The following is an 11,025-nucleotide window of genomic DNA, read 5'->3' as shown; positions in this document are numbered from 1 at the left end:
CATCCGGAGAGTAAGTCAATGGGCACCGGCCAAGGCGGATCGACAGGTCCGCCGCGAGAGGCAAGGTAGCGAGCCTAGGCGCTGCATGGCATTGGTGCGATCACGGAAGGTGCCAGCGGCAATTCCCTGGCCTCTGATTCGAACCATGCGGCGGCCCGCCAACAAGCAAGCCACGAACGCATACGGGAAGCGATCGCGTGGCTCCCGTTTTATGCATGTCGTTGACCCAAAACCGCTGCGCACTTTTGGGCGACATGCATCAGTCGATCGGCTCGTGCTGGTAAAGCTCGTCCATGGAGAGTGATGCCAGGGCGCCGAAAGGCGCCTGCTTTTTCACGCGGCCGCCGCTGAGGATCACCACGTCGTCGCAGAACGAGATGGTGCTGTGATGGTGGCTGATGACGATGGTCGTGCGGCGGCCGGCTCTCGACTTCAGGGTCTCGACGATGGCCGCTTCCGACAGCCCGTCCACCGCATTGGTGGCTTCGTCCAGGATGAGGAGATCGGGATCGCGCACCAGGGCCCTGGCCAATGCGATCCGCTGCCTCTGTCCAGCCGAGAGATTGACACCCCTGTAGCCAACCAGCGTCTCGTAACCCTGAGGCAGCCGTTCGATGAATTCATGCGCTTCGGCCAGTCTTGCGGCGCCCTCGGCGTCGCCGGCGGTGGCCGCGTCCTGGCCGTAGGTTATGTTTTCAAAAATGGTGCCATCGACCAGTTCCAGCTCCTGGCTGGCCAGTGCGATGTGCCGTCGCCACTGGCTGGCATCGATCCAGTCGAGCGGTGATCCGTCGACGAGAATCCTGCCGGTGTCCGGTTCGACGAAGCGGCACAGGAGATTGACGATGGTCGTCTTGCCGGCGCCCGAGCGGCCGATCAGCGCCGTCGAGCGGCCACTGCCGATTTCGAACGTCGCAGCATGCAGCACCACTTCACGCCGGTCCGTGCCGGAATAGGTGAACGTCACATCATCGAACTTGATGCCCTGGCGCAGACCGTGGAACGGCCCATCGCCTCGCGGCGGTTGCGGCTTGCCGGTGGGATCCAGCAGCCATGTCACCTCTTCGAGCGATCCGCTCAGCCCTTGCAGCTGGCTCCACGACCCCTGCAGGGCGCGCATATGCGGCTGCAGCCTGTAGAGCAGTATGACGAACGCGATGATCAGCGGGAAACTCACCTGCGCCATCCAGGCGCCGATCACCACCGCCAGGAACAGCATGGCGTGGAGAACCTCCGTCAGCGGCGGCAGCGCTCCCTGACGAACGAGCAGGACGAAAGAGGCGCGGCGAACCGCATCGGAGGCTGTGTCGAATATCGCCTTCTCCCGGTTCTCCTGTCCGAAGATGCGGATCAGCCGTCCGGCATGCACAAGGTGGAGCATCTGCGAGGCGAGGTGGCCGTTGCGCGAAGCGACGCTACGGCTGGGCTCCTTCAGATTGGCCGAGAGGATGGCGTGCGCGATCTGGACGAGCGCCAGTCCGAGCGTGACCAGCAGCGTCATGCGCCACGAAAGCAGCAGCAGGAAAGCCAAGAGGATGATGGCGGCCGATGCGCTGACGATGGCCGACAGCATGATCTGGATCGCATCGGATGCCCGCCAGGATTCGTTGGAGATGATGTTGAGCAGGCGTCCCGGACTCTGCCGCAGGAAGAACGGGTAGCCGACGCGCAAGAGCTGCTCCGACAAGGCGCTGCGGATCGAATGACTTGCCTTGCCGGAGATGAAGGTCGTCAGCAGCGTGTTGGCGAAGGCGAAGACGTTCTTCAGGACGATCGAGCCGAGGATGGCGAGCGAAATGACGACAAGCCGGTCGCTTTCGCTCAAGCCCGATCCGACGTGCTGGAGGACAGCGGAGAAGCCGGCCATTCCCGCCGCATCTCCGTGTCCCATGATGATGCCCAGCAGCGGGATGATCAGGCCGATGCCGAACCCTTCGAGGACGGCGCTGACCAGACCGAGAACCACCACGGCCGGAAGCAGGCGCAATTGCCGCTTTCCGAACGCCCGGAACAGCATCGGCAGGCTTGGTGGTAGCAATGGCATTATAGCGTTTCACCTCACCTGGGCATTGGCTTGTTGATCTTGCCGCACTGGCTCAGCCTGCGGCCGTCTCGCCAGCAGGAGAACCGCGAATCTGGCCGCACCGAGCAAATTCATGGCGACGATCGGCCAGTGCGACAGGTTGAGTTCACGGTCGAACGCAGGCCCACCTGTCAATTCCCGCAAAGCCCCTCGTGCGGCCCAGTAGAAATGGCGAAGCAGCCAGGGCGCATGGCGAACATGTTTCAGGCAGAGCCCGCCATTGCCCAGGCTGTAGTCGCGGTGGAGCTTTTCGATGGCCTTGCGATCCCGCCGGCCGTGATGATGGAATATCGTCATATCAGGCACATACTCGACCGGGATACCGAGCAGCATCGCCCGCACGAGGTAATCGGTATCCTCGGCAGACCGCAATGGTCCCCCGGCGCCGAAGCGTTCGTCGAAATAGCCGATGCTGGCCGCGACATCGCGGTGCATCGTCATGTTGCAGCCCAGCACAAAACCGCCGGGGTGGACATCCGGTGTCAGCCGCTCGCGCACCCACGACCGCTTGATGGTGAACGGCAAATCCCTGGGATCGCCAAGCTCGACACGGCCTCCCCGGATGAGCCATTTTTCCCCGGACGCATAGTGCCGCTCCAGATCGCGCAAATAGTCGCAATGGACCGCGCAATCATCATCGACGAAGACCAGCACACGGCCGCGCGCGCGCCTCAGCCCGGCGTTGCGGGCAGCCGCCAATCCGGGGCGCGGCTCGCAAACGGGCGTGAATGGAATGTCCGACATAGCGGCGATGCTGGCCAGGCGCTCGGCCGTGCGGTCGCTCGAACCGTTGTCGACGACCACGAGTTCGGCCGCGAAGCCGGCATGTGCGCGGCACGCGGCCTGCACCGACTTGATGCAGGCATCGAGCACGGCGACGCGGTTGCGCGTGCAGATGATGAAGCTGACTTCCGGCGCCGATCGTTCCGGGCGGGGACCGGCCGGGGCAGGGCCAAGCGCCGTCGAACGATCGCGCTGCAGAGGTTGGTGGGCTTTGACGGTCATCCCTCAACTCGCCTGATAAGGTGCCAGAACCGCCGCGGCGGGCGCGGATTTGAAGAAATATGCCATGGCGTCCGCTTGCCTGCTGGCCGACAGCGAGGCAAGGCTGAGCCAGGGCGCCCAGGCGCCGGGCCGCAGCGCATATTGCTCGCGGCGCCGGATGACGTTCCACTTCGCGGTCCGCGTCAGCAATTCATGCGTCAGCGGGGGCTGCTTTTCGTCGGCGACGAGCTGGTAGAGGAAATAGAACAGGTTCAGCGCGCCGGCCTCGAAGCTCGGCCGTATCGCGGCCGGCAGCGAGCAAATCTCCTCCTCCAGCGCGACGATGAAGTTGGCCGCACGGGTAACCGTGTCGTGGCTGACCGCGTCGCCAATGTCGCGCAGGTCCCGCGTGGCTTGCGCCAGGCCCTCGCGCTCGAGGTTCTCGGCCACGATCCGCAAATGCGTCCTGCGCATCTCCTTGACGTGCCGGCTGGTCACGCTTGCCTGATGGACGCGGTAGACGACCAGGTTTTCGGGCATCATGGCTGCCGGGTAACGGCCGGCCAGCCGCCTGAAAAGATCGAAATCCTCGGCGTGCCTGTAGGTCTGGTCGTAGTGGAGAACGCCGTCGTTGACGACCTTCCTGTTGTAGACGACCGTCGGGTGCATGAAGATCGTGAAGAACATCGCCAGTATGGGGATGCGGCCGAACTGGAACACCGGATCGGGCTTGCCTCTGGCGATGCGGCCGCGGATCAACATGTCGACGCCGGCGCCGCAGAAGCCGAGTTCGGGCCGCCGCTCAAACAGCGCCACCTGGCGCGACAAGCGCCAGGGATAGGCGACGTCGTCGGCGTCCATCCGCGCGACCAACTCGCCCCGGGCGACCGCCAGCCCTTCGTTGAGCGTCGCGACGAGGCCACGGTTTTCGCGCGAGATGATCGAGATGCGGCTGTCGGCCTCGCGGTAGCGCTCGAGGATCTCGAGCGAATTGTCGGTCGACCCGTCATCGATCGCGATGATCTCCAGGCGGCCGTAATCCTGCCGCAGGATGCTTCCCAGTGCGGCGGCGAGATAGGGCCCGGCATTGTAGACCGGCAACAGGACGGAGACGAGTGGCGCGGCGGTCATCGTCTTGCATCCGTTCGCTGGAGGTCGAGCGATGGCGTGCGGCCATCGGGCGATCCGCCAGCCGCCCTTGGGAGCCAGCCGCCACGGCCGGCCTGCGCGGCGTGGGCGCGCGCGACATAGGGGAAGTGGCGCTTGAGGCCGTTGAGCGGCCTTTCGAAAACCACCCAGGAAATCGAGGCCGCGACAATCGTGGCGGCGCCCGCAACCAGGAACCGCCCCGGCCCTTGCTCCGAGACATTGAGCGGAATCCAGGGCTGCGATTTGACGGCGAGCGACAGCAATATCGGATGATAGAGATAAACGCCGTAGCTGATGCGGCCGAGACCAAGCAGCGGCGGCAGGTCAAGAAGCTTGCCGATTGTGCCGCCAAGGCCGCGCGAACAGGCGGCGACGATGACCATCAGCGGCACCAGGGGCAGGACTTGCCGCACCAGCCAATGGGCCCATTCCAGCATCGGATCGGCAGGCGCGGGGACAAACCACTCGATGACAAGGAATGCGGCCGCGAAGGCAGGCCAGCCGAGCTGCATCCAGTGCGGCAGGGCCGCACCCCTGGACCGCCAGCAGGCAAGCAGCGCGCCCGTCGCCAGCGCATCCATGGATGCCGGCGGCAGCAGGTCGCGCGCCAGCGCCGGGGTGGCGGTGACCGGCCAATAGAAGCGATAGGCCAGCGACAGCGCGATGACGCCTATGCAGATCTGCTCGAAGCGGCGGCGTGGGGCCAAAAGGACGACCAGCGGCCAGGCAAGATAGAACTGCTCCTCGATGCTCAGGCTCCAGAAATGGCACAGCACCCAAGGGTTCCAGTCATTGCGCAGCGCATACCAGAAGTTCGACAGATAAAGCGCATGCCAGAGCAGCGATCCCCTGGACTGCTCCAGGTCGACCAGCCAGACGAAACCCAGCACGGCAAAATAGGGCGGGAATATCCGCAGCGCCCGCCTGATGTAGAAGGATCGCAGCGCAGGGCCGGTTTCAAATTCGGCGGCCGAACGCGCTTCCAGGAGCAGGCGCGTGATCAGGAAGCCGCTCAGCACGAAGAACAGCCGCACGCCGATATGGCCCCAGAAGGAAGATCCCCCCGCCGCGAAGAAATGGGAGTACATCACCATCGTCACGGCGATGGCCCTCAGTGCATCCAGTTGGATATCGCGGGCGTTTCCCATCAGCGGCTTCCGCCGGCGTGATGTCCGCGACGAAGCCGCCAGCCGGCCGTTTCGAACGGCAGGCCAAGGCAGACGAGACTCGCCAGGGCGCCGGCACCGTCAAACCCCCGCTTTGCGAGTCCGATCGGGCCGGGCTCGAAATCGACGGACGGACAGCTCAAGTTGGTCAACCTGGCGGAATCCTCCACGGTGTATGTCCAGTCGCAAACGAGTCCCCCAGGAGATCGTTCGGCTACGGCATTGTGCAGCGCAACACAAAAAATCTACCCGGCTGAAATACTTATGTGAGCAAACGCTAAAAGTTGATAAAACCGGCCGGTTCTCGCCATTTTTGGCGAGTTTCCGCAGAATTTAAATCCTATGATTTAAGCTGTGCCGACATTCCCGCCTCGGTTGATTGAGGAGAGCTCTTGGCTTGAGAGCCTAGTTCTTTGTTAAATCACGAGAAATTTCGGAATCTATATTTTGGCTATATGGATTCGGTCCTGGTTCCGCGGAGAAATGAGTTGGAACCATTGGCTTTGCGCGGTGCAGCATGGTCGCCGTTTTTTCGTCGGTTGCCGCACGCAACGCCCGTCACTCGGCTGAGCGGGCCTCTGCTGTGGGCCGCCAACCCGTCACACCGCCTCAAACACCACCATCTGTTCAAGCCCGCCACCCCGCCGGTTTTCCAGCGTCACGGTGCCGCCGTAGCGCTCGATGATTTCCTTGGCGATGGCGAGGCCGAGACCAGCGCCCGGGATGGATTGCAGGCGGCCGGGGTCGACGCGGAAGAAGGGCTCGAACGCCTTGTTCAAGAGCTCCGGCGGAATGCCGGGCCCGTGGTCCGAAATGGTCAGCACGGCGCGATTGTTGGCCACGGCAAGGTCGATGCGGCATGCCTTGCCATGGGTGGCGGCGTTGACGATCAGATTGCGGAGCGCCCGGCGCAAGCCGAGCGCGCCGGCCCGCACGCAAACCTTGTCCAGGTGCCCGATGGAGACGGGATGGCCGAGCGACACCATCTCGCCTTCGATGTCGCGCACCGTCTTTTCCAGGTCGACCGGTTCGACGGCGTCCTGGTTGACCTCTTCGCGCACCAGGCGGATGGCGCTGTCGGCGATGCGGTCGAGCTCGTCGAGGTCGTGAAGCCATTTGTCGCGCTCGTCGTCGAGGAACTCGGCGCGCAGCCGCATGCGCGTCATCGGCGTGCGCAGATCATGGCCGGCGGCGGCGACCAGCCGCATGCGGCTTTCCATGGCGGTTCTCAGCCGCGACGAGAGCTGGTTCAGCGCATGCGCGGTGGCCTTGACCTCGGCCGAACCCACTTCCGGCACCGCCGCCAGCACGCCATCCGATCCGATCTTGGAGACGGCGGTCTCCAGCATCTCCAGCGGCCGGATCAGCACCGAGGTGAAATAGACCGACACCGCCGTGGCGCCGGCGACGATCAGCGAGATCCAGCCGGCCAGAATCAGCCATTCGCGCCGTGGCGGATCGATGTGGGGAACCTCCACGATCGCCCAGCGATTGTCGGGCAGGCGCACCGATGCAAGCTGGCCGGGTTCATCCGGCTTGTCGCTGACGACAGCCAGGACGTCGAAACCCCGGCGGCGCAAGACGTCGTTGAGCATCGCGGTTTCCGGACGAGCCACCTTGCCCCCGGCCGGGTGGTCGGTGAGCTGCACTTGCAGGACGTCCGGGATCGGGCTGGGCAGCAGCCGCATCACCAGCTCCATCTGCTGGGCGACCCAGGGCACGGTCAGTTCCGGCGGCGGCCCACCGCCGCGCACGCTGATGACGGCGGCCGTCGCCAGGCCGACGACGCCGACGATCGAGGCGACCAGCAGCAGGATGAGGCGGCGGCGCAGCGAGTTCACGCGTAGCTCTCCACCGTGTCGACGCGCGCGGTGAGCTGGTAGCCGCCATTGCGCACCGTCTTGAACAGCGGCCCGTCGCCGGTATCGGTGAATTTGCGGCGCAGCCGGCTCACCAGCACATCGACCGAGCGTTCGAGCGGGTCGCGCTCGCGGCCTTGCGTCAGGTCGAGAAGCTGGTCGCGCGACAGAAGCCTGCCGGGGCGGTCGAGAAACACCTGCAAAAGGTCGAATTCAGCGCCGGTGAGGTCGACGGCGACGCCCTGCGCGTCCGTCACCTTGCGGGTGTCCGGTTCCAGCCTGTAGCTGGCGAAGCGATAGATACGGGCGCGCGGCGGTGCCGGCGCCTCCTCGGGCGTCGAGCGCCTGAGCACGGCGCGGATGCGGGCAATGAGCTCGCGCGGGTTGAACGGCTTGCCGAGATAGTCGTCGGCACCGAGCTCCAGGCCGATGATGCGGTCGACATCTTCCTTCAGCGCCGTCAGCAGGATGACCGGGATGTGCGGCTTGCGGTCACGCAAGCCCCGGCAGATATCGAGGCCGGATCCGTCCGGCAGCATGACGTCGAGCACGATCAGGTCGAACTGACCCACGCCCAGCCGCTGCTCGCATTCGCGCCGGTCCGCCGCCGCCGTGACGCGAAAGCCCTGGCTGTCGAGATAGCGCTGGAGAAGCGTCCTGATCTCGCGGTCGTCGTCGACGACGAGGATATGGGGTTGTGACTGCATCAATCGTGCCCTTGCCTTGGCCGCGATTATAGGGAGAGCCGCGCCCATGCGGCATGGAAAATTGCAACTGAATGTTTCCGGTGGCCTGAGGGAAACATTCGGAAACAAATTGCCCTTTTGCGGAAACCTTCGGCAACACGCCGACGCGAAGCGGACAAACAGGCTTCCTATCCTCATGGTTGTCCGATGCATGAGAGAAAGGAACACCGTCATGCGAAGCAGACTTCTTGCGCTCGGCCTGTTTTCCGTCGCCGCAATCCACCCCGTGCTGGCGGCACAGCCCGATCCGGGCCCCGGCGAGCCCCCGGTCATGGCAATGCAGGATGGACCCGGTCCGCATGGATCGATGCGGCATGGTCCTCAGGGTTTTGGCCCGCAAGCTTTTGGGCCTGAAGGCTTTGGTCCCCGCCGTATGGGGCCGCCGCCGGAATTCATGCTCGCCGCCCGGCTGGCCGCGCTCGAGACCCGTGTCGGCATCCGCAGCGAACAGCTCGATGCCTGGCGCGACTACACCAGCGCGCTGCAGGCCGTGCTGACACCGCCACGGCCCGATCGCGGCCCTGGTGGTACGGGCGGTCCTGGCGGTCCTGAAGCGAAAGACCCTGATGCAGCAGGCCCGGGCGGCAAGTCCGATCCCTTCGCCTTCCAGGAAAAGCTGGCCGACGACGTCACGGCCCGCGCGGTTTCGGCCGGCAAACTGAAAGACGCGATCGCGGCACTGCGTGCCAAGCTGACGCCCGAACAGCTCGAAATCCTTGCTTCGGCGGAACGTCCCCACGGACCACCCCCCGGTCCCTGGGGCGGTCCGCCGGATGATGCAGCCGGCCCCAGAGGCCTGCCCAACGATGGCAGCCCGCCGCCGCCCCAGCCCGGGAACGGCTGATAACTCTGACCGGCTGCGCCGGCCGGCCCGGTACCCAACCCGTTCTCGGGCCGGCCGGTTTCTTCTGGGATGGCGGGCCGCCATCCCAGTTCAAATCATGCCCAATTCAAATCACCAATGGAAAGCACGACAATGTGGGAAGCCATGATGCTGCTGCGGCTGCTCGCGTCCGCCAGCCCGAGATTGTCGCTCGGCCATGCCAGACGCGGTCTTCCGCTGTCCAGACGCGGTCTTCCGCTGTCCAGACGCGGTCTTCCGCTGTCCGGACGCGGCCTACCGCTGTCCGGTCGCGGCTTGCCGCTGGCTCTGCCGGCCGACACGCTGAAGGGCGCGATCCGCCTGAGCTTCGCCGCCTGGCGCCTGTCGCTTCCGTTTGCGGAGCCGCTCAACAACCAAGGACATCATGACCGCAAGATCGCGTAAGGCTCGGGACCGCGCAGGACTCTGGATCGCGCAGGACTCGGGCAAGACGCTTGGCATGTCCTCGTTGATCGGCATAATGATGTTGGTGGGCATCGCGGCCAGCTACTCGACCTTCGAGCAGCTCCGGCCGCCGAGAAGGAGCGCGACATGAGCCGCTTCGAACCATTGCTCGTCGCCGCCCGCGGACCGGCGCGGCCTACCATCAAGATATCGGTCGGCATGCTTCGACCAAGCGGTCGATTGCCCGCGCACGCAACTCCAGCGAAAGATCATTCAGTCCATGTCTATCCAGTCTAGCCCGTCTCCGCAGCCGGCACTCCGTCTGGCGCCCTGGGCCGCGATGTTCGCTGCCACCCTTTTGCTGGCCGCCTGTTCACAGGAGAACGGCGCTCCCGCCGGCATGGGCGCGGCAGGTAAGCCGGAAGTCGGCGTCGTCACCCTGCATCGGCAATCGGTCGCGATCACAGCCGAACTGTCAGGGCGCACGGCGGCCTCGCTGGTTGCCGAGGTGCGCCCGCAGGTGAACGGCATCATCCAGCAGCGCCTGTTCAAGGAGGGCAGCGAGGTGGCGGCGGGACAGCCGCTCTACCTCATCGATCCGGCAAGCTACAAGGCGGCCTATGACAGCGCGGTCGCGGCCCAACAGAAGGCGGAAGCGGCGGTGCCCACGGCGCAGGCCAAGTTCGACCGCTATGCCGGCCTGTTGAAGCAGAACGTTGTTTCCAAACAGGATTATGACGATGCCGCCGCTACGCTCGCACAGGCGCAAGCCGATGTCGCCTCGGCCAAGGCCAGCGCCGAGACGGCACGCATCAGCCTCGACCGCACCTCGATCACCGCGCCGATCGCCGGCCGCATCGACAAGTCCACGCTGACGCCCGGCGCGCTGGTGACCGCCAACCAGGACACGGTGCTGACCACCATCCGCGCGCTCGATCCGATCAATGTCGATGTCACGCAGTCGAGCACCAATCTGCTCAATCTGCGCCAGGCCATCTCGGAAGGGCGGCTGAAGTTCAGCGGCCCCAATGTCAGCGTCAAGCTGAAGCTCGAGAACGGCACCATATACACGCAGACCGGCAAGATGGAATTCGCCGGCGCCAATGTCGACCAGACCACCGGCACCTTCGCGCTCAGGGCCGAATTCCCCAACCCCGACCGCCTGCTTTTGCCCGGCATGTATGTGCGGGCGCTGGTCGAGGAGGGCGTCGCCCAGAACAGCTTCCTGGTGCCGCAGCGCGCCGTCAGCCGCAACACCAAGGGTGAGGCCACCGCCATGGTCATCAATGCGCAGGGCAAGGTCGAGACGCGCGTGCTCGCGGTGCGCAACAGCGTCGGCAACAACTGGCTGGTGGATTCCGGTGTCGGCGACGACGACCGTGTTATCGTCGAAGGCATGCAACTGGTGCGCCCCGGCGGTGATGCGACGGGCGTCGAAGTGACGATCGACGAGACGACCGGCGAGGTCAAGGACCGCGGGCAGGGCACTTCGGCCGCACCAGCCGCGTCCAATGCGGCCAAACCGGCGCCTGCCGCCGCGACCGGGAACTAAGGCGATGTCCGTATTCTTCATAAACCGGCCGATCTTCGCCTGGGTGATCGCCATCGTGATCATGCTGGGCGGCCTCCTGGCGCTCACCTCGCTGCCGATCTCGCAATATCCGCAGATCGCGCCGACCACGGTCAATATCAGCGCCACCTATCCGGGCGCCGATGCGCAGACGGTGGAGAATTCGGTGACCAAGGTCATCGAGCAAGGCATGACCGGCAT

The 11,025-nt window shown here is 65.0% G+C and carries 10 protein-coding genes; 4 read left to right on the top strand and 6 right to left on the bottom strand.

Annotation, left to right across the window (positions count from 1 at the left end):
* Positions 1-259 precede the first annotated feature (259 nt).
* From EN993_RS08725 to EN993_RS08700, 6 genes are all read right to left on the bottom strand, one after another.
* Positions 260-2,044, bottom strand: coding sequence for an ABC transporter ATP-binding protein (locus tag EN993_RS08725; protein WP_127262940.1), 1,785 nt, complete (start codon positions 2,042-2,044; stop codon positions 260-262).
* 9 nt (positions 2,045-2,053) lie between these two features.
* A complete protein-coding gene (locus EN993_RS08720) occupies positions 2,054-3,088 on the bottom strand; it encodes a glycosyltransferase (protein ID WP_127262939.1) in 1,035 nt (344 codons plus the stop codon).
* A 3-nt stretch (positions 3,089-3,091) separates the two neighbouring features.
* Positions 3,092-4,198, bottom strand: a complete 1,107-nt coding sequence (locus EN993_RS08715) for a glycosyltransferase family A protein (RefSeq protein WP_127262938.1) — start codon at positions 4,196-4,198, stop codon at positions 3,092-3,094.
* Positions 4,195-5,364: an acyltransferase gene (locus tag EN993_RS08710; protein ID WP_127262937.1), complete on the bottom strand. Its 1,170-nt coding sequence runs from the start codon at positions 5,362-5,364 to the stop codon at positions 4,195-4,197. The genes EN993_RS08715 and EN993_RS08710 overlap by 4 nt, the downstream gene beginning before the upstream one ends.
* A 617-nt stretch (positions 5,365-5,981) precedes the next feature.
* Positions 5,982-7,223, bottom strand: coding sequence for an ATP-binding protein (locus tag EN993_RS08705; RefSeq protein WP_127262936.1), 1,242 nt, complete (start codon positions 7,221-7,223; stop codon positions 5,982-5,984).
* Positions 7,220-7,948 (bottom strand): response regulator, encoded by a 729-nt coding sequence (locus EN993_RS08700; protein WP_127262935.1) that lies wholly within the window; start codon positions 7,946-7,948, stop codon positions 7,220-7,222. Before EN993_RS08700 ends, EN993_RS08705 begins: the two co-directional genes overlap by 4 nt.
* Before the next feature lie 211 nt (positions 7,949-8,159).
* On the opposite strand from EN993_RS08700, the gene EN993_RS08695 reads away from it, so the two are divergent.
* The 4 genes from EN993_RS08695 to EN993_RS08680 all read left to right on the top strand — a co-directional run.
* Positions 8,160-8,831, top strand: a complete 672-nt coding sequence (locus tag EN993_RS08695; RefSeq protein ID WP_127262934.1) for a hypothetical protein — start codon at positions 8,160-8,162, stop codon at positions 8,829-8,831.
* Positions 8,832-8,963: 132 nt separating this feature from the next.
* Complete coding sequence (locus EN993_RS08690; protein ID WP_127262952.1) at positions 8,964-9,254, top strand: hypothetical protein; 291 nt, start codon at positions 8,964-8,966, stop codon at positions 9,252-9,254.
* A gap of 340 nt (positions 9,255-9,594) precedes the next feature.
* Positions 9,595-10,806 carry an efflux RND transporter periplasmic adaptor subunit gene (locus EN993_RS08685; RefSeq protein WP_245468706.1) on the top strand — a complete coding sequence of 404 codons (1,212 nt, stop codon included), beginning with the start codon at positions 9,595-9,597 and terminating at the stop codon, positions 10,804-10,806.
* Positions 10,807-10,810: 4 nt separating this feature from the next.
* On the top strand, positions 10,811-11,025 hold a 215-nt coding region (locus tag EN993_RS08680), incomplete at its 3' end, for an efflux RND transporter permease subunit (RefSeq protein WP_164757582.1).

It is taken from the genome of Mesorhizobium sp. M7D.F.Ca.US.004.01.2.1, assembly GCF_003997785.1.
Taxonomy (GTDB): domain Bacteria; phylum Pseudomonadota; class Alphaproteobacteria; order Rhizobiales; family Rhizobiaceae; genus Mesorhizobium; species Mesorhizobium loti.
Note: the sequence above shows the minus strand (reverse complement) of the source record. Positions and strands in the feature narration are given on the sequence as shown.

What these genes read in the sequence shown, in the direction of transcription:
- EN993_RS08725 (WP_127262940.1), bottom strand. Translation starts at nt 2,044, where the DNA reads ATGCCATTGCTACCACCAAGCCTGCCGATGCTGTTCCGGGCGTTCGGA.
- EN993_RS08720 (WP_127262939.1), bottom strand. Translation starts at nt 3,088, where the DNA reads ATGACCGTCAAAGCCCACCAACCTCTGCAGCGCGATCGTTCGACGGCG.
- EN993_RS08715 (WP_127262938.1), bottom strand. Translation starts at nt 4,198, where the DNA reads ATGACCGCCGCGCCACTCGTCTCCGTCCTGTTGCCGGTCTACAATGCC.
- EN993_RS08710 (WP_127262937.1), bottom strand. Translation starts at nt 5,364, where the DNA reads ATGGGAAACGCCCGCGATATCCAACTGGATGCACTGAGGGCCATCGCC.
- EN993_RS08700 (WP_127262935.1), bottom strand. Translation starts at nt 7,948, where the DNA reads ATGCAGTCACAACCCCATATCCTCGTCGTCGACGACGACCGCGAGATC.
- EN993_RS08695 (WP_127262934.1), top strand. Translation starts at nt 8,160, where the DNA reads ATGCGAAGCAGACTTCTTGCGCTCGGCCTGTTTTCCGTCGCCGCAATC.
- EN993_RS08690 (WP_127262952.1), top strand. Translation starts at nt 8,964, where the DNA reads ATGTGGGAAGCCATGATGCTGCTGCGGCTGCTCGCGTCCGCCAGCCCG.
- EN993_RS08685 (WP_245468706.1), top strand. Translation starts at nt 9,595, where the DNA reads ATGTTCGCTGCCACCCTTTTGCTGGCCGCCTGTTCACAGGAGAACGGC.